The sequence below is a fragment of the Tateyamaria sp. genome, assembly GCF_039940735.1.
Classification (GTDB): domain Bacteria; phylum Pseudomonadota; class Alphaproteobacteria; order Rhodobacterales; family Rhodobacteraceae; genus Tateyamaria.
In genome coordinates this window covers 33,268-52,108 of the sequence record NZ_JBDVGB010000060.1, presented here as the reverse complement: position 1 = coordinate 52,108, position 18,841 = coordinate 33,268, and the positions used below count along the sequence as shown (strand labels likewise).

Below are 18,841 nucleotides of genomic sequence, written 5' to 3'. Positions count from 1 at the left end.
ACTGGCGCCTTGCCGAAAAGGCTGCGGTTACGTTGGTTGACAGGTTGATTTGTGACCTTGCTTTGGATGTAGACCGTCATTCTGTTGGTGAAACTTATTTGGCCCATCGCCCGCGCCATGCGGGGGGTTTTGAGAAAGAGGCAGAGGCGACCCAAGAGAATTACGGCGTGGCTCCGGAAATTTTGACGCAATCGCAGTTATCATCCGCAGGCTTGGCGGGGCCATTTTATGGTGCGATGACGACACCGATTGGATTTGGCCTTAATCCTAGAAAGTATGTCGCTGGGTTGTACAAAGGTGCCTTTGCGGCCGGAACAAGGTTCTTTGATCGCAGTCCTGTCGTACAAATAAACGAAAAGGGGGTCACCACGTCGCAAGGACACGTGAAAGCGGACAAAGTCATTCTGGCCACAAATGGATACTCGAGCGAGGATATTCCGGATTGGATGGCCGGGCGATACATGCCAGCACAATCAACTGCGATTGTGACCGAACCCTTAAGCGATACGGCGTTGGAGGCGGCAGGTTGGACAAGTGATCAGATGGCCTATGATAGCCGTCGGTTGCTACACTATTTCCGCTTAATGCCGGATCGACGTTTCCTGTTTGGTATGCGGGGCGGCGTTTTTTCATCAGTTTCGACAGAGGCGGTGGCGCGTACTAAGGTTGTCAGCGATTTTCGTGAGATGTTTCCTGCTTGGGCCAAAGTGGGTATTTCGCATGCTTGGTCCGGCATGGTCTGTTTGGCCCGCGGGAGGGTCCCGTTTGTTGGGCCAGTGCCAAATATGCCAAATGTGTTGGCAGGGTTTGCATATCATGGAAATGGCGTCGCAATGGGAACATTCTCTGGACAGTTGTTGGCGGATATGGCGTTAGAACGACGTCCCGCACTTTACCCTGCCGCAATGCATCACCCTGCGCGCCGTTTCCCACTTGGGCGAATGCGACGCGCACTGGTTCCACCGGTCTATGCAGCCTACCATTTGAGCGATCTGAGGCGTTAAGCAGGAGGCTCGCGCAAACCCGCCACGTTGTTGGCAAGGATCAAATACCCGCTGTCGAGCAACAAAAGTGTTGCCCCATCTTCAATGCGGGCTTCGGTCACCCGCGTGTACGTCAATGCTGGTTCTGTCAAAATGACCTCGTCATTTGATTTGGCCTCGATTGAAAAACTATACTCTCCATGTTCAAAAGACGCGCCGTTGTTGTTCACTCCGTCCCAAACAAAAGGTTCCGCGCCCAAGGGCATTGCGGTTCGCTGGACTTCGGTGCCTTGGGCATTTGTGACGATCAATGTCACTTCATCCGCTGCAACCGGTGGGTTGGGAGAGATAGTAATGGGGTCACCATCAAACCGAGACGGGCCTTGGACCAACGCCTCCATCCCGATCCAATTGGCGGCGCTGGCCATATCATTCGCGCCAAGTGCAGAGAGCAATTGTTCCATCAGGTCATTGGTCGTGACTTGTTGTTCTACCATTGAAAATTGCGCCAGTTGAGCGGCGTATTCTGAGTTATCCATGGGCTCGAGCGGGTCTTGATACTGTGCTTGCGCGGTCAACATCTGAAGGAAGACTTCAAAGTCTGAACTAAGTACTGCACTTGAAGCTGCACTTTGCGTGGTTGCGGCCGTTGCCGTAGTCGCGGTTGTTGGAGCGGAGAGTACTTCCATATTTATTAAAACCTCATATCTATTCCATCTGGCGCAATGGCCAGATTGGGGCTGTGTTGGGGGGATGCAAGCGGGGTATCGATAATCGAATCATCGGACCCAAAGGCAGTTTCGTCGGGGAATGGCCCTTCTGGATCTTTGGTTGTTTGGTCACCTTGTTGGAATGAGAACGAGATGTCTTCGTAACCCATCTCTGCAAAGGACTTTCCTAAGTCGTCAATGTTACGTCGCAAAAGATCCAGCGTATCGGGGCGTTCGGCCAAAATGTTAACTGTGATCCCTGCATCTGAGGCGCTTAAAAACATGCGCACGCGACCTAGTTCCAATGGGTTGAGCGAAATTTCGATTGGCTTGTCAGGAGCGTGTCGAATCGCGTCAGAAATCTGTTGAACGACTGATCCAGCAACGCCCGCCTTTGGTGCGGCTGTGGTGTGACTGGCTCCCGACGTTTGAATAATCTGCCGTGAATCCAAGCCCAATTCGTCTCCAGCATTGATTGAAAGTACATCAAAGTCGCCGCCGATTATTTCAGTATTTACGACAGAAACTCGCATGCCTGTTGTCTGCATGTTTTGGACAGTCGGGGGCACCAGTGACTTTGGGGCGGCCGCGGATTGCGAAGAGTGGGATGTGGCGAATGAAGTGCCCGTCACTTGCCGAGCATTTTCTTCAACTCTAACCACATTGCGGATTGATGGGTTCGTTTGTTGGTTGTTTGAACCTTGTGCAACCAATGTCACTGGATGACGGCCAAGATGGCGATCTAACGTTGTCATCGATCCGGAAGCTATGGAGCTTTCCGTCGTTCTACCGCCATCAACTGAGGTTTGTAGAACTTGGGCTTCACTACCTTTTCTGTCGCCATCAGGCAGGCTCGCAAGCTTAGTTACCGATGCATTTGTTCCATTTTTGGCACCTTGAGGAGGAAGGTTTTTGCCCTTTTTATTCGTCGGCTCGAGGTGTTGGGTCGCCAGTTTTTCGGAAATTTCAGCATCGTCTGTTTGCGCAACCTTAAAATTCTGAACGTCTTTAGCGTTTAAGGAAACCTGATCAGCAGAAAATTCACCTGTAACATTCAATTTCTGTGATTTGACCTCGCCAATTGGTGAAGGTTCGTATGCACGTGTGACGCTGCGTAGCTCGCCTGGCACATTCGGACGTTGTAGATTGTCTTTGTCACCACTTTGGTGTGACTGCATGCGCCTGCCATCTTCTTGCTGTTCGGGTGAATTTTGCACCTCAGGAAACCTCAGTGGCGTGTCGTGCAACAATGTATCGTCAGCTCGGAACGGACGTGGTTCTTCATCGTCACCTTGTTCAGAATCGCCCGGTTCGGAATTTTTTGACTCTGCTGTCTGTTCTGCGTTGAACTGTGTGCTGGCGTTGCGGGTTCTTGAGTGAAAATCGTCAAAAACAGCAAGAAATTCGCTGCCTTGTGGCGTCATTGATTCATCTTCCTGCGTCAAAACAGTTGCGCCAGATGATTTGGGCAGGCTCGACAACAAAGACAAGTTCATGTGCTTCTCCGGGATTTCTTCCACGTTGAGCGACTTATGGAGGGTGATGGTTACTGGTTCTTTACCGCTTGTCGGGCATGCTGGGAAAAATTGCTCCAATTGAAAGGAATTCGAGATGCAATTGACACCGATGGAGAGTGGGCAACCCGCTAGGCCGACCACCAATGACGCGGCAATACGAGACGCTGCTCGTAAGTTAGAAGCTTCGTTTCTCGCGGAAATGCTTAAATCTGCGGGGTTGGGAAAATCGCGAGAAACAAATGGTGGCGGTGCAGGCGAAGATCAGTTTTCTTCTTTTCTTGTTCAGGCGCAGGCGGAAGAAATGGTTGCGGCAGGTGGAATTGGATTGGCAGAAACTTTGTTTGACGCATTGAAGGAACGCCAAGATGCGACATGAGGATTTGGAAACGACGATGGATGCTTTGGACGACCTTTTGGATTCAGAGCGGGCCGCCTTGTTAAAGGGGCAATTGGATGACGTGTCGCGCCTACATTCCCGCAAGGAAGCGTTGATCGATGCGTTGAATGGATTTGAGTTCGAAGATCGCGGCGCGTTATCTGGGTTACAAGGGAAGGTTGAACGCAATCAGGCTCTTTTAGATAGTGCGTTGGATGGTGTCCGATCTGTGGCCCGGCGCTTGGCGGCGATCCGCCGTGTGCGCCAGTCTCTCGATACCTATGATTCTTTCGGGAAAAAACGATCGGTTGATCTGTCGACGGGCGGGTCGTTGGAAAAGCGTGCCTAGGCAACATTGAATCAAATTCGACGAACTAGAAATGAGGGGTTTAGGAAACCGTTAGCAAAATTAAGGGCATGGTGCGCTTGCACTCTGATCGAGTGGCGCATGTCCCCATTAAGGCGGGGGTGCATTTGTCAGAACGGCAATTGGTCCGTCCCATTGGGGGGCGTGACGTAACCTAAGGCGCAAAGCGCCGCGACAAAAAGGAAATGCACATGTCGAGCATTCTTACTAACAACAGCGCAATGGTTGCATTGCAAACGTTGAAATCGATCAACAGTAACTTGGCGATGACACAAAGCGAAATCTCCACCGGTAAATCTGTTGCCTCTGCCAAGGATAACTCTGCCGTCTGGGCCATTTCCAAAGTAATGGAATCGGATGTGGCTGGTTTCAAAGCCGTCTCAGAAAGCCTGTCGTTGGGCGAAAGTACAGTTGCAGTGGCGGCAAATGCATCTGAAACTATCACAGACTTGCTGAATGACGTGAAAGGCCGGATTGTCGCAGCTCAGGAAGAAAATGTTGACCGAAGCGCGATCCAAAATGACATCACAGCTCTAACCGAACAGATCGGTTCGGTCGTGTCCGCGGCGCAATTCAACGGTCTGAACCTGATCGATGGTACAAGCTCTGACGATGTGCAAATTTTATCCTCTCTTAATCGAGATAGCAGTGGCGACGTATCTGCGGGTCAAATTGACGTTGTTCGCCAAAACTTGTCGACAACTACACCGGTCACGGCCCAGTCTTTTGGGGCAACTGCTTCGACACAACCTTTGGCTAACTCCGCGATTCAAGTTGACGCCGTAAACACAGCGTTCGGTGCAGGCGACACTGATCCGGCAGCGTCTACCACTGTCGCAGGCGGCGGCAGTTCGGTCATTACCTTCGGAGCGGTCGAGGCTGGCAACAGCTACCAGGTCACATTGGATGGCTTGTCAATTAACACTGCGGATGGCAGCTCTGCCACAGGTCGTCGCGACTTCCAATATGTTGCGAGTGCTGACGATGGCCAAGCTGCAGTGATCAATGGTCTGGCCAATCAGTTGAGTGCCTTCTTTGGAGCTGCAACCGACAGCTCGGATGGGTACACTGTAGCGGTGGATATTGATGCCGGGACACTGACATTCACATCAGGCGCAGGTGCTAGCGATGTTGATGTCGGTGCCGTCTTCCAGAACGACGGCACACCAGGTTCAACGGCGTCCTCCGGTGGTCTCGGTGCATTGGCAAATATTGACGTGGAAAATGATGCAACTGGTGCTTTGGCCGCAATTGATGGTTTGATCGAGCAATCGATCGACGCAGCTGCCGCATTCGGTACCGTGCAAAATCGGATCGAGACTCAATCCGATTTCATCGGTAAACTGTCTGACTCATTGACTTCCGGCATTGGGTCACTGGTCGACGCGGACATGGAAGAAGTATCCGCGCGCCTTCAAGCTCTACAGACGCAGCAGCAATTGGGTGTGCAGTCGTTGTCGATTGCTAACCAAGCGCCACAGTCGATCCTGTCGCTCTTCCGTTAAACTATCTAAACGAGGCGCTGTCAGTTCAGCGCCTCGTTACCCTTCTTTGGATAACAGAACAGATAGGTGACGTGTGAACGCGACTACTCAAGCTTTGCGAGGCTATGCCGAACATTCAGTAACAACGCGCAGCGATCGTCGCTCGGAATACGAAGTAATCGCACGGGTCACACAAGAATTACGCGATAAAGCGGTTCGAAGCAGGTCCAATTTTCCCGCCTTTGCGGAAGCGTTGCACACCAATCGAAAGCTTTGGACTGCTCTGGTCGTTGACATTGCTGACGATGCAAACCCGTTTCCCAAGGAATTAAAGGCGCGTATCGCCTACCTTGCAAAATTCACTAACCATCAGACGCGTCGCATTCTGAAAGATAAAGCCTCAGTGATGCCCTTGCTTGAGATCAATATGGCCCTTCTACGTGGTCTGAAAAAGGAAGGCCCGGTTACATGAGTGGATTGATCCTAAAACTCAGCCCTAAAGAGCGTATTCTGATCAATGGAGCTGTAATTGAAAATGGCGATCGTCGCAGTCGATTGGCTATCATGACGCCTGATGCGAATATTTTGCGCTTGCGGGACGCAATTCATCCTGAAGATGCGAAGACCCCTGTGCGCCGTGTTTGCTATGCCGTTCAATTGGTATTGTCTGGGGACACCGACAGGAACGACGCGCGTAGGAAATTGCTACGGAACATCGAAGAATTGAGTCAGATTTTTGTTGATGATGACAGCCGCAAACTTTTGGATTCTGCTTCACATGCATTAGTAGACAACGATCATTATCGTTGTCTCAAGGCCTTGCGTATGTTGCTTCCTCGAGAAGAACGCCTTTTGGCCGCAGGAGTATAAGCCTGTGTATCAACCAGTTATCATATCGTCAGGTCTGGTGGGTTGGCAGTTCATGCAGCGCACGTATGACCAGCAGTTGTCTACGTTTAATGACTCTGCAGAAATAAAGCGCGACACGGACTATTTCGTCCAAAATATTGGTAGCATAGAAACGGCTAAGGATCTGGTGTCAGATCGGCGCTTGCTAACTGTTGCTTTGGGTGCGTTTGGTCTTCAGGATGATATTGATAACCGATATTTCATCGAAAAAATGTTGAGCGATGGGACCACCGCCACTGATGCGCTTGCCAATCGTTTTTCTGATTCGCGGTATACCGACTTTTCTGCGGCTTTTGGATTGGGGCCAGGCGAAGCTCGAGGAGCATTAAGCACAGGCTTTGCCGAAGAGATTGTGACTGCCTTTCAAGCCAATAGTTTTGAAATTGCGACTGGAAACCAAGACGACGACATGCGTATCGCACTTTATGCAGAGCGTACTTTGCCGGCCGTTGTGGGCGGAACGGGAAGTGAGACGTCAAAGTGGTTTTCGATCATGGGACAAGCGCCACTAAGATCTCTTTTCGAAACGGCCTTCGGCTTACCCGAAGCTTTTGGACAGGCCGACATTGATTTCCAACTGGGTGTCTTTCAAGACCGCGCGGAGCGATATTTTGGGGTTTCGGACCCTGCTGAATTTGCCGATCCCGAAATTATGGACCGCTTGGTCAGTACTTATTTTGCCAGAACTCAACTAGATGCATCTGGCGCAGGTGCATCTGGTGCTGCGATTGCTCTAACTTTGCTGCAATCTTGATGTAAAATTGCGAAGCTTTATGAACTGATGGCTTGAACGTATGATCTTTTCGTTGGAGGGGTAGTTTTCCAATTCAATTTTCTTGATCCGCTCGTTCGGCATTTGCCGCGCGTCACCAATCTTCGGTGATATCGAAACGTTTGCCGCGCACCGGCACAATGGCGAGCTGCGTCAACCAATACCATTTTCGCAGCACCTTCGCGCACTTTTGATGAGTGCGTTTTGACGACTTTTTCATGACGCTCCATCCTGTTCATGAGTTATAGCTTCCGGAAAATCCGGAGCAGTTAAAAATATGGTTTAGAAAAGCAGAACGTAGATCAGATCCAAGTCACGCCCGTGCGCTGGTTTGAGTTGGTCGTCTTGAATTTGTCCGACCGGCACGTCTTAACACCAGTTTTATCTGGTCAAAACTATGACGACAGTCCTGATTGTGCACACTACCCATGGCTTCATCGAGTGGTGACCAAATTTGCATTGCCGCATCTATCGCAGGATCTGTACCTTGACTGTAAAGTCCTGCGGTGATCATCATTTGGTTCTGGGCATAAACGCTGAGGTGTTTACGAATTTCGCCAATCGTTTGGTTCTCTTCCTTCGTCGCGGCTTGGGGTAAACTTCGAGATACGGATCGCAATACGTCAACGGCAGGAAACCGACCCCGTTCAGCGATGGATCGGTCAAGCACCACATGCCCATCCAAAACACCGCGCAGTATATCTGCAACGGGTTCATCCATATCTGATCCTGCGACCAAAACGCTGAACACCGCCGTGATATCGCCTTGACCTGCGGCCCCTGGCCCTGCGCGCTCGCAAAGTGACATGATCAAATGTGAAGTCGACGGAGGAAACCCGCGTAACACTGGTGCTTCACCCGCAGCGACGGCGACTTCGCGGTGCGCCTCTGCAAAGCGGGTTATCGAGTCTGCCAATAAAAGGACCGACAAGCCTTGATCCCGAAAGTGCTCAGCGATTGCCATAGCTGTCCAAGCACAGCGACGACGCATCAAGGCAGCTTGATCCGAGGTTGCAGCCACTACGATGGCGCGCGCACGACCTTTCGGCCCCAAGACTTCATCAACGAAATGACGTACTTCGCGACCGCGTTCGCCAATCATAGCGATGATCACAATGTCTGCCGACATTACTTTGGCCAGTTGGCCCATAAGGCTGGATTTGCCAACGCCTGAACCAGCAAAAAGGCCGATGCGCTGGCCGCGTACGATGGGTAGCATTGTGTCAAACACGACATGCCCAGTGTCCAGTCGCGCGCCCAATGGGCGTCGCGTTGCGGCTGCCGGCGGGCTTGCTTGCAAGGGACGCGAAACCAACCCTGGCATCAGGCGCTCACCGTCTAGTGGGTTGCCGTCAGGGTCAACTATCCGCCCAATCCACGATACATCTGGCGCGATCCCGATGTTGCGACCAAGGACGACTCTGTCAGCGATCGCAATCCCGTCGATCGACGCGTCAGGCAGCAAAATGGCACCCGTCGGAGTTAATTGAACAACTTCGCCTTTAAGAGACGTCCCATCGCGACGCGTTATCTCTGTGCGATCACCTATGCGCGCATCAGAATCCAAACCGGTTACCGAAATCATGCCGCCCTGAACGCCGGTTACCCGTCCAACAGTGCGTGCCACACAAATTTCGGACAAGTTTTTTTGGATCAATTTCAATCGAGCTGTTTGTTTCATCGGTTTCTCCTGATGCGTGCAAACAGTTTTTAAAGGAATCACAGTTAAGCCTTGGTTGAAATTACACGAGGGAGAAGCCCCGATGTTCCAAAACCTAACCGTTTTCGAAACTGCGCACGCAATGGCAGTTCATGCTGGTCAGCGTCAGGCCGTGATTGCCCAAAATGTGGCCAATGCGGACACGCCCGGATTCGTGGGCCGCGACTTGCCCAGCTTTCAGGACATTCACGCAAACAAGAGTTCGGATGCGTCGATGCAACGGGCGACGCGGGCCGGACATTTGCATGGTGCGACCAACCAAAACATCGATGGTCTAGTTTACGAAGACCGTTCTTTTGCGTCTCCGGATGGAAACTCTGTTTCGGTTGAGACTGAGATGATGCGCGCAACTGATGCTAAACGCCAGCATGACCGATCCCTCGCTATTTATAAGTCCGCAATGAATGTTTTGCGGTCAAGCCTTGGTCGCCAATAAGGAGCAGATGACATGAATGAATTTGCTAAAGCGCTCAGCATTTCAACAAGCGGGATGCAGGCCCAATCGACCCGGTTACGCCATTTGTCTGAAAATATATCGAATGCAGATACGCCAGGTTATCGGCGCAAAACGATCCCGTTTCGCACTGAATTTGATGCGGGCGGCGGCGTCGCCAAGGTCGAAGTTGGTCGGATGTCACTGGACCAGTCAGAATTGGAACAGGTTTATGATCCGTCACATCCGTTGGCTGATGACGCTGGATTTTTCAATGGATCGAACGTCGATCTGTTGATCGAACTTGCGGATGCCCGAGAGGCACAACGCAGTTACGAGGCAAACCTAAAAATGTTCGAACAAGCGCGGCAGATGTCTTCCTCGCTTATGCAATTGTTGCGTCGTTAAGCGACGTATTTCCCAAGGAGATCCAGAATGGATTCAGCAGCACTTTCCGCCGTACAAAATTACTCCGCTTCCCGGGCGGCCACGCAACCGAGCAACGCATCGGGCGACAGCGTGTTTGGTCGCATGGCGATGGATTTTGCCCAAACCCTTGCCAATGGCGAACAGGTGGCACAACAATCAATGACCGGTGATGCCGATCCTCATGCGCTCGTGCAGGCGCTTGCGCAGACTGAATTGGCCGTCGAAACGGCTGTGACGGTACGCAATAAAGTTGTCGAAGCGTATCAGGAAATTCTTCGGATGCCTGTGTAAGATGCTGAATGAAGTGATCTTTTTTGACACCATGCGGCAAGGGCTATGGGTGGCGGTAATCGTCTCAGTGCCAATTCTTACCGTCGCGTTGGTCGCAGGCGTTTCAATTGGTTTGGTACAAGCGTTGACCTCCATTCAAGAGATGACGCTGACCTTTGTGCCAAAGTTAGCAGCCATCATGGTCGTTTTCTGGATGTCGATGGGATTCATGACGCAAACGATGGTTTCGTTCTTTCACGAACGCATCATTCCCTTGATAATCGGAGGTTGAAATGGACAGTTCTGGATACGTGACATTGACACGGCAGTCGGGCCTTTTGCGCGAAATGCAGGTTGTTGCAAACAATATTGCCAACGCTGCGACCACAGGCTTCCGCCAGGAAGGTATGATATTTTCCGAGTATGTTTCGAGTGTTCGAGGCGGCCCTTCATTATCCATGGGGCAAGGAAACGTGCGGAACACATCTTTGGAACAGGGCGCGTTGACCCAAACGGGCGGCACGTTCGATTTTGCCATTGAAGGCGACGGGTATTTTTTAGTCGAAACGCCCGGTGGGGAACGGTTGACCCGTGCCGGTAGCTTTACCGTGAATGGAGAGGGCGATCTTGTTACCCAAGACGGCCATCGTGTTTTGGATGCAGGAGGAGCGCCAGTTTTCATTCCACCGGATGTTGGACCGATTGCGGTCGCCCCCGATGGAACGGTCAGCGCTGGCGGCGGTTTGATTGGTCAGATTGGTCTCGTCTCGCCAGTGGATCCGCGCGAGATGGTGCGCCAAAACGGAGTTATGTTCGAAGCCGATGAGGGGTTCGAACCTGCTGAAAATGCGCGAATTATGCAAGGTTTTGTCGAGGCTTCCAACGTCGATTCCATCGGTCAACTTGCACGGATGATTGAAATCCAACGAGCTTATGAGATGGGTCAGAGTTTTCTTGATTCCGAAGATGAACGGGTCCGTCGTGCGATGGATGCCATGATGAAATCCCAATAAGGAGAGTCTAATGCGTGCCCTGCAAATCGCCGCCACCGGCATGTTGGCCCAGCAAATGCGAGTCGAGACGATCTCGAACAACCTCGCGAATATGAGTACAACTGGTTACAATGCGCGTCGCGCTGAATTCGCGGATCTGCATTACCAACAGGCGGCACGTCCGGGATCAATTAGTGCTTCAGACGGAACCGTTTTACCCACTGGCGTGCAGCTTGGGCTTGGTGCTCGGCCGACTGCGGTGGCCGTTCAACTTGCTCAGGGATCGCTGGCTGCGACGGGTGGCGATTTGGACGTTGCAATCGATGGCCGTGGATTTATCGAAGTCACTTTGCCAACCGGATTGACCGCTTATACCCGCGACGGTGGGCTTAAACGCACCGGCGAAGGGGTCATAGTGACTTCGGATGGATACCCAGTTTCGCCAGAAATCGTCATTCCAACGGATGCCCGCAGCATATCAATCAGTGCCGACGGAGAGGTCTACGCCTACTTCCAAGACGCAGTGGCCGGAGAGCTCGTTGGTCAGTTCAACCTGACCGGATTTACGAATGCCAAAGGGCTTGAAGCATTAGGAAGCAATTTGTTTTCTGAGACTGAAGCGTCGGGGCCTCCGATCACAACGACTCCTGGATTGGATGGTTTGGGCACATTGCGACAAGGCTATCTTGAGGAAAGTTCAGTTGATGCTGTGCGTGAAATCACTGAACTGATCGCGGCACAACGCGGTTATGAAATGAATTCAAAAGTAATTTCTGCTGCCGATCAAATGATGAGTGCAATGACACAGGTAAGATGATGCGCGCATTTTTGTTCCTTCTGCTATTTTCATCTGCAGCATTTGCTGACGTGGTGACCCCGACGCGAACGTTGCGCCCTGGTTCTTTGATTACGGCGGAGGATCTGTCGGTTAAGAGCGGCGAACAAGTGGGTATGTTCGATCGTGTTTCAGATGTCGCCGGGCAAGAAGCACGTGTGGCACTTTATGCCGGTCGGGCGATCCCGTTTGCCGCGATTGGGCCACCCGCGTTGATCAACCGAAATCAAATTGTCTCGGTGCATTTTCAAACATCAGGCCTACGGATCAGTACAGAAGGACGTGCTCTTGAGCGTGGTGGTATTGGTGATCACGTTCGCGTCATGAATCTTAATTCGCGCGCCACTCTCTTTGGGTTCGTGCAAGCCGATGGTTCTATAGAGGTGAAGCAATAATGTTTTATGAATTCAAAATCCATCCGCGACATTGTGCAGCCTGTGTGTGGCTTTTGGCCGCTGCGGCATGCGGGCGGATTGATCATTTGGGGAAAGAACCTTCGTTCTCGAACCCGTTGGCTACCCAAGAACATTCCGCAATGATTACAGCGTCTCTCCCGACGGTGATAGAGGAGACAAGTGCGCTGGATCAGGCTTCGCTTTGGAGTGGGCAACGTGGTTCGTTATTGGGCGATCGTCGCGCGGTTCAACGAGGTGATATTTTGACGGTGGTCATCGAAATTGATGAAGGGGCGGAAATTTCAAATGAAACTGACCGCTCCCGGACCGCATCGGAATCCCTTGGTATTCCACAGTTGGGCGGGCTGTCTCAAAGACTCGATGAAAATTTGCCAGAGGGCGCGTCAAGTTCGGAGTTGGTATCTATAGACTCAAGTAGTTCGTCCGGCGGTGATGGATCCGTGAAGCGCAATGAAAAACTGACTCTTCGAGTTGCGGCTACAGTTGTTGACGTTTTGCCGAATGGAGTCTTGTCGATTTCCGGTTCGCAGGAACTTCGCGTGAACTTTGAACTCAGAGAACTGTTGGTAACTGGGTATGTTCGGCCTGAAGATATCTCTCGGCAAAACGAAATCACATATGACAAGATTGCCTCTGCACGGGTGTCTTATGGCGGAAGGGGTCAAATTACTGACGTCTTACAACCGCGCATTGGTCAGCAGGTTCTCGATGCTGTCTTACCCTTTTAGGAGCTTTATTTGATGACGAAATTGTTTCCCCTCATTTTGCTTTTGATCGGTGTCGGCGCCGGAGTCGGCGCTGGCGTTTTCCTAAGACCTGAAGTGGTGCCTGTTGTCGAAGATATGGATTCTAAAATGGAAGAAGCCGGGGGGGGGGAGGAAATAGATGAGGGCGATCCGGCGAGTGAATACGTTAAAATGAGTAACCAATTTGTTGTTCCGATTGTGGATGGTGATTCTGTGAAAGGATTGGTTGTTATGTCGCTAACCCTTGAGGTGATCGCTGGTCAAAAGGACGCTGTGTACACAAGGGAGCCGAAACTGCGCGACTCCTTCCTACAGGTCATGTTTGATCACGCCAACATCGGAGGATTTGATGGGGCGTTTACAAACGCTAGTAACCTTGCAGTATTACGCGGAGCATTGCTGGAAGTGTCTCAAAAGGTGATGGGTAAACAAGTTACTGATGTGTTGATTGTCGAGATTGCCCGTCAGGACTATTAATCTCGTTTATTTCATAAGAGAATGATCGATGATTTGATCTAATATTAATTTCTGCTTAGATTGTAGTTGTTTTCCGATTTCCTGACCTGCTAGGCGTTCCGCGGTCATTTTGCGACCATGAGTACTGCGGTGCTGCGCTAGCAAAGTTTCCTTTTGCGCCAGGATTTGGGCCAATTCCATATTCAGCTGCCTCAGTGTCTTCCCCAACCACTGTAACCAAATCACATCGCCGCCGATCATACGCATTTTTTCCTGTTCGGGAGGCTGCGTTTGTGTTTCACTGGTTAATGTGCGTAAACGAGCAATTTCCACGCGCAGCTTATCTTCATGTGCCAAAAGATATGATACAGAGCGCAGACTGTGTTGATATTTCAACTCGGACAGAGTTTTCAATTGATCAAGATCCATCGGCAAACCCACCACGTGCCCGTTTTCGCATCTCATCTGCAAAGCGTATTGCCGCGGCTACGGCTTCGTAGTGCTCCGGTGGGACTTCGTCGCCGATATTCGTGATGGCGTACAAAGCGCGAGCCGTCGGAGGATTACTGTGAATCGGTACTGCGGCTTCCATTGCGATTTCTCTCATACGTAAGGCAATTTCATCCACACCCTTGGCGACGCAAGTAGGTGCGGTCCCCGCTGCGCGTGCCCATTTCAGTGCGACGGCATAATGGGTCGGATTGACGACAATGACATCGGCATTTGGTACATCCACCATCATTTGTTGGGCGGCAATAGCTTGGGCCCGTGAGCGCCGTTCTTGTTTTAGATGTGGGTCACCTTCCGAGTTCTTTGTTTCGTCCATGATCTCTTTACGCGACATCCGATTTTTTCGAATGTGCTCCTGATGCTGCCAAAGTGCATCGATTACTCCCAAAGCGGCCGAAATCAAAACTACAATTATCAGGAAAGTAACGCATAATTCGGCCAACATCATGACTACAACACCAGGTGCGCTGTGTACGATGGCGATCATTTCCGGCAGGCGAGTATTTAAGAATGCTGCCAAGCAGGTGGAATAAATCACCAATTTAACGAAGCTTTTCCCAAATTCAAAAAATCCACTACGCCCAAATTTCTGTTTTGCGTTTTGCAATATTGAAATGCGAGACATCTTGGGTTGCAATTTACTTGGTGCTACGACGAAGGCCCGTTGTGCGAGGATCGCGCCTAGCACTGCGAGGCCAGGCAAACTAAAAATGGGCGATAAAAACAGAGCAGTATGCCATAAAATATCGCCCATTATGGCGCTTGGACCATCTGCAAAAAAAACATCGGCCATTTCGGCAGATTGATCAAGAATACCTTGCATCTGCGAACCGAACCCCACTACGGCCTGTATGCCGGTAGCGAGAAGTGCGATAGTTAACCCGGCGTACCCCGCAGCGGTTTGAAGATCAGTAGATTTAGGGATTTCACCCTTTTTACGGGCTTCAAGTAATTTTTGCGGAGTCGGATCAAAGGTCTTACCTGAGTCATCGACGTCTCCGCTCATGGCTTGTGTCCAAGCGGGTTGGCCATGAAATGATCAAGGAATGATAGCCAATTCTCTAACATCGGCGGGGCGGAAAGAAAAAGAAGAAATAGAGCGCCGAGTGTAATTATGGGGGCGCCGACAAATGCGACCATTAACTGCGGCATAGCTTTGTTTATTACACCAAGCGTAAGATTGTATAAGGTAGAAATAAGTACGAAAGGGGCAGCTAACACAAAAGCTAATTCGAATGCGTGCGCGATTTGTGCCGTCCCCCATTCTACCACGTCGTTACCTGGCGAAAATAACCCAATTGGAAGCAAGACATAGGAATGGATTATTAACATACCCGCTTTGACATGCAAACCAGCTGTAACGGCGAGAGCGACGGCACCCACGGTCAATACATAACCTATTGCAGGCACTGGATCGATCGCTGCTCCACCAAGAATTTGCGATAGAGATGTTGATTGTGCAGCGATTGAGCCGGCTGTTTGCAAAGCTAAAATGAGTAACCGGACACCAAGTCCCAATAACACGCCTGATACGGTCTCAGTTAAAACAAGAGTCACAAGGACCTCTAATGAAAATGGAGGGGGGGAAGCCGGAATTGCGAATGCAACAATTAAAGTAAAGGCTATCGCGACGGCGATTTTGATGCGCAGGGGCACTGATTGTTCGCCAAATCCGGGTAGTAATGCTGTTGTTGCCGCGACGCGCAAAAAAACTACAAAACCAATCCAGATCGGTGTTTGCGCGAGCATCATAAATTCCGCTGCATTTGTCATGCTGCTACGACCCCAACAAGAGCAGGGCGAGCATCAATTCCGATTTCCTCGAAGGATAAAACTGGGTTGGTGATACCTTTTGCTCGCATTATTGTTTTAACGAAACGTCGACGTCGGGTATTTGTTACTATTGCAGGGAATATTCCTTGGTCGCTGATATTTTGCAGTTTGTCGGACATGTTTTCAGCTAGTCTGTTGAACAGCTCCGGTGGCAATGCCACGTCGATGCCTCTCTCTGCATCGACCTGATAGTTTGTGAACGTGTCTTCCCACTCGGTGGCAAGTTGAACGAGTGGGAGGCTCCCATCCGACCTTCGCATTTCCGCAACAAGTTGAAATCCGAGACGCTGGCGTACGAGCTCACAAATAGCTTCGATTTGAGCGTTTCTTACTCGTGCTTCTGCTATCGCCTCTATGATAAGTGGTAGATTCCGTATGGAAACTTGTTCTTCCAACAACAATCGGAGAACAGCATGCAGAGTGTCGATAGGTACTTTATCAGGAATCATTTCGTCCAACATTTTGCGGTTGGCTTCGGAGCGCGCTGAGTCAGTAATATTTGTCATTTCTTGGAGTAGTCGCCGCAAAGATTTTAGAGTAAGCAGTCGGCTGAAATTCTCTTTTACGACTTCTAAAAGGTGGGTTGCTAAAATTTCAGTAGGAGTGACGATCGTGACTCCAGCTAAGGCTGCCGCTTCTTGATCTTTTTGTGCGATCCATCGAGCTGGGGCCCCGTAAACCGGTTCGGTGGTGTCCAATCCGGTTGGCATTTTAATGGTTTCATCTGGCTTCAAAGCAAGAATGTCAGTTGAACGCAATATGCCTCGGGATTGCTCAACACCTTGAATCCGGAGAACGTAGGCGCCATTGGTTAACGCAGGATTATCAGTTAGCCGAATTTCGGGTAAAATAAGACCAAAAGTGGAGGCCACATGAGTTCTCATATTGGCGATGCGTGCATCAAGTCCAGTTCCAGGGTCTAGGACTAAATTCACTAGATCAGGCGCAAACTCTACGTGTATGTCGTCAAGTTCGAGTATATCGCCAAGTGATTTTTCATTTGTCACTACGGGTAGTAGATCGTCCGATGACATTTCCTCGGCTTCAAGAATTGGTTTCTTCTTTATCATGAAGGCCGCGACAGCTAGGCCAAGCCCACCAAGCATAAAAGGGGCAAGTGGAAGGCCGGGAACGAGGCCAAACATCACCATTAAGACGGCGACCGTGGCCAACGCAGCTGGATGCTTGCCCAGTTGATTGAAAATTGCAAGATCAGCTGCACCCTTTGCGCCTCCACGCGCAAGAAGGAGAGCTGAGGCGATTGAGATCACAACCGCTGGAATCTGGGAAACCAAACCATCGCCAACAGTCAAAATCGCGTAAGTCTCGAAGGCGTCAGAGAGCGGCATGCCGTGAACAACGAGTCCCATAACAAGCCCGGCAAGGAGATTAAGCAATGTAATGAGTAGGCCAGCGACAGCGTCACCCTTTACGAATTTTGAAGCACCATCAAGTGATCCAAAGAATGTTGTTTCAGCTAATTCTAATTCGCGACGTTCTTTAGCTTCCTGATGGGTGATGGCACCAGCGGACATATCGCTGTCGATCGCAAGTTGTTTTCCGGGCATTCCATCGAGAGCAAAGCGCGCTCCGACTTCTGCCATTCGCGTGGCACCCTTTGTGATTACCATAAAGTTGACTATCAAAAGGACACCAAACACAACAAGCCCAAGGAAAACACTGCCGCCCATTACGAATTGTGCAAAACCTTCGATCACGCCTCCGGCAGCGTGAGTTCCAGTATGACCTTGTCCAATGATCAGTTTTGTTGACGAAACATTCAGCGATAATCGCAACATAAGGGAGGCTAAAAGGATGGTTGGGAATGCAGAAAAATCTAAGGGTCGTTCGATAAATAACGTAATCGTAAAAATCAAAATAGCAAATGAGAAAGACGCCGCTAAACCGGCGTCAAGTATCCAGGCAGGCATAGGCAGGATCATCATGACAATGACAGCCATCAGCATTACGGTCAATAAAACTGTAGGGTTGAAAAAGGTGTTTGGGTTAAATTTCATTCTTACTGCATTCATGACATAAGTATTCACCAATAAGGAGAGTTTTACTCGATTTTTTAAGATCAGTTGATGTGGAAAATGGGCGAAAACGGCCTTGCCAACACCCTTTTCGAAAATTGGGGTACCTTTTCCACAGATTTTATTTGAATGGGGTGAGTTATATCAAAAAACCCAGTTATATGAAATTATTCAAGCATTTCGTACTTAGGCACACTGAATGTCGCGTGAAATACAAACTTGTCTCAATTTTCATCATACCTGACCTGGATCTCGTTCTGTGATGTGGTCATGATACGGATTGAGGAATTTATATTTAGTAAATACAAACTACGAAATGAATTATAGGCGATTGTATATTTGACAAGCCCGCTAGTCTTTGATTTTCCGGCGCGGTACATTTACCTTCGGCCGTTCTAGAATCTTGTAGAGCTGCTCGGTTACACGCCCTTCATGCCGCGCTTAAAGATGTTGTAGAAACCCTCAACCGTGTTCTTGTGGATTTCGCTATCGTTGTAATCGACATACTGACCAGCGCTGTGTTGGGTCTAACCGTGGGCGTCAAATACACGGCCAGCGCCGATGTTCTGATACTGGCTGGCTTCGTCGGTCATGACATAGGCTTCCTTGGCGATGTTCTCTCGCAGCGTAGGGATCAGCGTGGACTTCTTAAGGTCGTCCACAAAGACGGTTCAAACTGGAAAAAGCAGGTGCCTAGTAAACTAGGGGCACCTCAGGGAGCATCACGATCATAGGACTACATTTTTTATAAGCGCATGTCGGTTGGAATGTGAGCGATGGGTGAACCGGTCCCATTCGGCGGTGGTCGCCATCACTTTCACCATGATCTGTCTCAACCCCAGCCCCAGCGTGTCAGACCCACAGTCGATCTTTGGCGCAATCGATTTGATAGTCGAAGATTAACTGTCAAATTCACCCTGATGTTCGAACACCATTCGTTCAGCACGCTCGCGCAGTTCAGATGACTATTTATTTCCACACTTGTTCCGTCCCATAACCCAGATCCTTACTTTGGGATCTTCGGCATACAAGGAGCGGGTTAGCTAC

At 50.3% G+C, this 18,841-nt stretch carries 25 protein-coding genes; 16 read left to right on the top strand and 9 right to left on the bottom strand.

The window, feature by feature from the left end:
- A partial coding sequence (locus ABJF76_RS13040; RefSeq protein WP_413822588.1) for an NAD(P)/FAD-dependent oxidoreductase occupies nucleotides 1-1,004 on the top strand: 1,004 nt, incomplete at its 5' end.
- On the opposite strand, the gene ABJF76_RS13035 is transcribed toward ABJF76_RS13040, so the two are convergent.
- On the bottom strand, nucleotides 1,001-1,672 hold the full coding sequence (locus tag ABJF76_RS13035) for a flagellar hook capping FlgD N-terminal domain-containing protein (RefSeq protein ID WP_413819068.1): 672 nt from the start codon (nucleotides 1,670-1,672) through the stop codon (nucleotides 1,001-1,003). The two genes, ABJF76_RS13040 and ABJF76_RS13035, sit on opposite strands and share 4 nt — an antisense overlap.
- A 5-nt stretch (nucleotides 1,673-1,677) precedes the next feature.
- Nucleotides 1,678-3,189, bottom strand: a complete 1,512-nt coding sequence (locus tag ABJF76_RS13030; RefSeq protein WP_413819069.1) for a flagellar hook-length control protein FliK — start codon at nucleotides 3,187-3,189, stop codon at nucleotides 1,678-1,680.
- A gap of 115 nt (nucleotides 3,190-3,304) precedes the next feature.
- On the opposite strand from ABJF76_RS13030, the gene ABJF76_RS13025 reads away from it, so the two are divergent.
- From ABJF76_RS13025 to ABJF76_RS13000, 6 genes are all read left to right on the top strand, one after another.
- The gene (locus ABJF76_RS13025) at nucleotides 3,305-3,586 is read left to right on the top strand and encodes a rod-binding protein (protein ID WP_413819070.1); all 282 of its coding nucleotides are present in this window, start codon (nucleotides 3,305-3,307) and stop codon (nucleotides 3,584-3,586) included.
- The gene (locus ABJF76_RS13020) at nucleotides 3,576-3,935 is read left to right on the top strand and encodes a flagellar biosynthesis protein FlgN (RefSeq protein ID WP_413819071.1); all 360 of its coding nucleotides are present in this window, start codon (nucleotides 3,576-3,578) and stop codon (nucleotides 3,933-3,935) included. Before ABJF76_RS13025 ends, ABJF76_RS13020 begins: the two co-directional genes overlap by 11 nt.
- 209 nt (nucleotides 3,936-4,144) lie before the next feature.
- On the top strand, nucleotides 4,145-5,458 hold the full coding sequence (locus tag ABJF76_RS13015; protein WP_413819072.1) for a flagellin: 1,314 nt from the start codon (nucleotides 4,145-4,147) through the stop codon (nucleotides 5,456-5,458).
- Nucleotides 5,459-5,531: 73 nt separating this feature from the next.
- Nucleotides 5,532-5,909 carry a flagellar biosynthesis regulator FlaF gene (gene flaF, locus ABJF76_RS13010; RefSeq protein ID WP_413819073.1) on the top strand — a complete coding sequence of 126 codons (378 nt, stop codon included), beginning with the start codon at nucleotides 5,532-5,534 and terminating at the stop codon, nucleotides 5,907-5,909.
- On the top strand, nucleotides 5,906-6,307 hold the full coding sequence (gene flbT, locus ABJF76_RS13005; RefSeq protein ID WP_413819074.1) for a flagellar biosynthesis repressor FlbT: 402 nt from the start codon (nucleotides 5,906-5,908) through the stop codon (nucleotides 6,305-6,307). Before flaF ends, flbT begins: the two co-directional genes overlap by 4 nt.
- 52 nt (nucleotides 6,308-6,359) lie before the next feature.
- Nucleotides 6,360-7,100, top strand: coding sequence for a DUF1217 domain-containing protein (locus tag ABJF76_RS13000; protein WP_413822409.1), 741 nt, complete (start codon nucleotides 6,360-6,362; stop codon nucleotides 7,098-7,100).
- A gap of 112 nt (nucleotides 7,101-7,212) precedes the next feature.
- Here ABJF76_RS13000 and ABJF76_RS12995 read toward each other — a convergent pair whose 3' ends face one another.
- Together ABJF76_RS12995 and ABJF76_RS12990 are read right to left on the bottom strand one after the other, a co-directional pair.
- A complete protein-coding gene (locus ABJF76_RS12995) occupies nucleotides 7,213-7,338 on the bottom strand; it encodes a hypothetical protein (protein WP_413819076.1) in 126 nt (41 codons plus the stop codon).
- A gap of 93 nt (nucleotides 7,339-7,431) precedes the next feature.
- Complete coding sequence (locus ABJF76_RS12990; protein ID WP_413819077.1) at nucleotides 7,432-8,799, bottom strand: FliI/YscN family ATPase; 1,368 nt, start codon at nucleotides 8,797-8,799, stop codon at nucleotides 7,432-7,434.
- A gap of 82 nt (nucleotides 8,800-8,881) precedes the next feature.
- Between ABJF76_RS12990 and ABJF76_RS12985 the strand changes: the two genes are divergently transcribed.
- Genes ABJF76_RS12985 through ABJF76_RS12945 form a run of 9 tightly spaced genes read left to right on the top strand, consistent with a single transcriptional unit; the run spans nucleotide 8,882 to nucleotide 13,436 of the window.
- Nucleotides 8,882-9,274, top strand: coding sequence for a FlgB family protein (locus tag ABJF76_RS12985; RefSeq protein WP_413819078.1), 393 nt, complete (start codon nucleotides 8,882-8,884; stop codon nucleotides 9,272-9,274).
- 12 nt (nucleotides 9,275-9,286) lie between these two features.
- Nucleotides 9,287-9,679 carry a flagellar basal body rod protein FlgC gene (gene flgC, locus ABJF76_RS12980; RefSeq protein WP_413819079.1) on the top strand — a complete coding sequence of 131 codons (393 nt, stop codon included), beginning with the start codon at nucleotides 9,287-9,289 and terminating at the stop codon, nucleotides 9,677-9,679.
- Between the two features lie 27 nt (nucleotides 9,680-9,706).
- The gene (fliE, locus tag ABJF76_RS12975; protein WP_413819080.1) at nucleotides 9,707-9,991 is read left to right on the top strand and encodes a flagellar hook-basal body complex protein FliE; all 285 of its coding nucleotides are present in this window, start codon (nucleotides 9,707-9,709) and stop codon (nucleotides 9,989-9,991) included.
- Between the two features lies 1 nt (nucleotide 9,992).
- On the top strand, nucleotides 9,993-10,262 hold the full coding sequence (locus ABJF76_RS12970; RefSeq protein ID WP_413819081.1) for a flagellar biosynthetic protein FliQ: 270 nt from the start codon (nucleotides 9,993-9,995) through the stop codon (nucleotides 10,260-10,262).
- 1 nt (nucleotide 10,263) lies between these two features.
- A complete protein-coding gene (locus tag ABJF76_RS12965; RefSeq protein ID WP_413819082.1) occupies nucleotides 10,264-10,983 on the top strand; it encodes a flagellar hook-basal body complex protein in 720 nt (239 codons plus the stop codon).
- A 10-nt stretch (nucleotides 10,984-10,993) separates the two neighbouring features.
- Nucleotides 10,994-11,779, top strand: a complete 786-nt coding sequence (flgG, locus tag ABJF76_RS12960) for a flagellar basal-body rod protein FlgG (protein WP_413819083.1) — start codon at nucleotides 10,994-10,996, stop codon at nucleotides 11,777-11,779.
- On the top strand, nucleotides 11,776-12,192 hold the full coding sequence (gene flgA / locus ABJF76_RS12955) for a flagellar basal body P-ring formation chaperone FlgA (RefSeq protein ID WP_413819084.1): 417 nt from the start codon (nucleotides 11,776-11,778) through the stop codon (nucleotides 12,190-12,192). The genes flgG and flgA overlap by 4 nt, the downstream gene beginning before the upstream one ends.
- Nucleotides 12,192-12,941 (top strand): flagellar basal body L-ring protein FlgH, encoded by a 750-nt coding sequence (gene flgH / locus ABJF76_RS12950; RefSeq protein WP_413819085.1) that lies wholly within the window; start codon nucleotides 12,192-12,194, stop codon nucleotides 12,939-12,941. The genes flgA and flgH overlap by 1 nt, the downstream gene beginning before the upstream one ends.
- A 12-nt stretch (nucleotides 12,942-12,953) precedes the next feature.
- A complete protein-coding gene (locus ABJF76_RS12945; RefSeq protein ID WP_413819086.1) occupies nucleotides 12,954-13,436 on the top strand; it encodes a flagellar basal body-associated FliL family protein in 483 nt (160 codons plus the stop codon).
- 6 nt (nucleotides 13,437-13,442) lie between these two features.
- Here the strand turns inward: ABJF76_RS12945 and ABJF76_RS12940 are convergent, their stop codons facing one another.
- The 5 genes from ABJF76_RS12940 to ABJF76_RS12920 form a co-directional block, all read right to left on the bottom strand.
- Complete coding sequence (locus tag ABJF76_RS12940) at nucleotides 13,443-13,844, bottom strand: hypothetical protein (protein ID WP_413819087.1); 402 nt, start codon at nucleotides 13,842-13,844, stop codon at nucleotides 13,443-13,445.
- Complete coding sequence (locus ABJF76_RS12935; RefSeq protein ID WP_413819088.1) at nucleotides 13,834-14,931, bottom strand: flagellar biosynthesis protein FlhB; 1,098 nt, start codon at nucleotides 14,929-14,931, stop codon at nucleotides 13,834-13,836. The genes ABJF76_RS12940 and ABJF76_RS12935 overlap by 11 nt, the downstream gene beginning before the upstream one ends.
- Nucleotides 14,928-15,698 (bottom strand): flagellar biosynthetic protein FliR, encoded by a 771-nt coding sequence (locus ABJF76_RS12930; RefSeq protein ID WP_413819089.1) that lies wholly within the window; start codon nucleotides 15,696-15,698, stop codon nucleotides 14,928-14,930. The genes ABJF76_RS12935 and ABJF76_RS12930 overlap by 4 nt, the downstream gene beginning before the upstream one ends.
- Complete coding sequence (flhA, locus tag ABJF76_RS12925) at nucleotides 15,695-17,776, bottom strand: flagellar biosynthesis protein FlhA (RefSeq protein WP_413822587.1); 2,082 nt, start codon at nucleotides 17,774-17,776, stop codon at nucleotides 15,695-15,697. Before flhA ends, ABJF76_RS12930 begins: the two co-directional genes overlap by 4 nt.
- 545 nt (nucleotides 17,777-18,321) lie before the next feature.
- Nucleotides 18,322-18,456: a hypothetical protein gene (locus tag ABJF76_RS12920; RefSeq protein WP_413819091.1), complete on the bottom strand. Its 135-nt coding sequence runs from the start codon at nucleotides 18,454-18,456 to the stop codon at nucleotides 18,322-18,324.
- Between the last annotated feature and the right edge of the window lie 385 nt (nucleotides 18,457-18,841).

What these genes read in the sequence shown, in the direction of transcription:
- ABJF76_RS13035 (WP_413819068.1), bottom strand. Translation starts at nt 1,672, where the DNA reads ATGGAAGTACTCTCCGCTCCAACAACCGCGACTACGGCAACGGCCGCA.
- ABJF76_RS13030 (WP_413819069.1), bottom strand. Translation starts at nt 3,189, where the DNA reads ATGAACTTGTCTTTGTTGTCGAGCCTGCCCAAATCATCTGGCGCAACT.
- ABJF76_RS13025 (WP_413819070.1), top strand. Translation starts at nt 3,305, where the DNA reads ATGCAATTGACACCGATGGAGAGTGGGCAACCCGCTAGGCCGACCACC.
- ABJF76_RS13020 (WP_413819071.1), top strand. Translation starts at nt 3,576, where the DNA reads ATGCGACATGAGGATTTGGAAACGACGATGGATGCTTTGGACGACCTT.
- ABJF76_RS13015 (WP_413819072.1), top strand. Translation starts at nt 4,145, where the DNA reads ATGTCGAGCATTCTTACTAACAACAGCGCAATGGTTGCATTGCAAACG.
- flbT (WP_413819074.1), top strand. Translation starts at nt 5,906, where the DNA reads ATGAGTGGATTGATCCTAAAACTCAGCCCTAAAGAGCGTATTCTGATC.
- ABJF76_RS13000 (WP_413822409.1), top strand. Translation starts at nt 6,360, where the DNA reads ATGCAGCGCACGTATGACCAGCAGTTGTCTACGTTTAATGACTCTGCA.
- ABJF76_RS12995 (WP_413819076.1), bottom strand. Translation starts at nt 7,338, where the DNA reads ATGAAAAAGTCGTCAAAACGCACTCATCAAAAGTGCGCGAAGGTGCTG.
- ABJF76_RS12990 (WP_413819077.1), bottom strand. Translation starts at nt 8,799, where the DNA reads ATGAAACAAACAGCTCGATTGAAATTGATCCAAAAAAACTTGTCCGAA.
- ABJF76_RS12985 (WP_413819078.1), top strand. Translation starts at nt 8,882, where the DNA reads ATGTTCCAAAACCTAACCGTTTTCGAAACTGCGCACGCAATGGCAGTT.
- flgC (WP_413819079.1), top strand. Translation starts at nt 9,287, where the DNA reads ATGAATGAATTTGCTAAAGCGCTCAGCATTTCAACAAGCGGGATGCAG.
- fliE (WP_413819080.1), top strand. Translation starts at nt 9,707, where the DNA reads ATGGATTCAGCAGCACTTTCCGCCGTACAAAATTACTCCGCTTCCCGG.
- ABJF76_RS12970 (WP_413819081.1), top strand. Translation starts at nt 9,993, where the DNA reads ATGCTGAATGAAGTGATCTTTTTTGACACCATGCGGCAAGGGCTATGG.
- ABJF76_RS12965 (WP_413819082.1), top strand. Translation starts at nt 10,264, where the DNA reads ATGGACAGTTCTGGATACGTGACATTGACACGGCAGTCGGGCCTTTTG.
- flgG (WP_413819083.1), top strand. Translation starts at nt 10,994, where the DNA reads ATGCGTGCCCTGCAAATCGCCGCCACCGGCATGTTGGCCCAGCAAATG.
- flgA (WP_413819084.1), top strand. Translation starts at nt 11,776, where the DNA reads ATGATGCGCGCATTTTTGTTCCTTCTGCTATTTTCATCTGCAGCATTT.
- flgH (WP_413819085.1), top strand. Translation starts at nt 12,192, where the DNA reads ATGTTTTATGAATTCAAAATCCATCCGCGACATTGTGCAGCCTGTGTG.
- ABJF76_RS12945 (WP_413819086.1), top strand. Translation starts at nt 12,954, where the DNA reads ATGACGAAATTGTTTCCCCTCATTTTGCTTTTGATCGGTGTCGGCGCC.
- ABJF76_RS12940 (WP_413819087.1), bottom strand. Translation starts at nt 13,844, where the DNA reads ATGGATCTTGATCAATTGAAAACTCTGTCCGAGTTGAAATATCAACAC.
- ABJF76_RS12935 (WP_413819088.1), bottom strand. Translation starts at nt 14,931, where the DNA reads ATGAGCGGAGACGTCGATGACTCAGGTAAGACCTTTGATCCGACTCCG.
- ABJF76_RS12930 (WP_413819089.1), bottom strand. Translation starts at nt 15,698, where the DNA reads ATGACAAATGCAGCGGAATTTATGATGCTCGCGCAAACACCGATCTGG.
- flhA (WP_413822587.1), bottom strand. Translation starts at nt 17,776, where the DNA reads ATGAAATTTAACCCAAACACCTTTTTCAACCCTACAGTTTTATTGACC.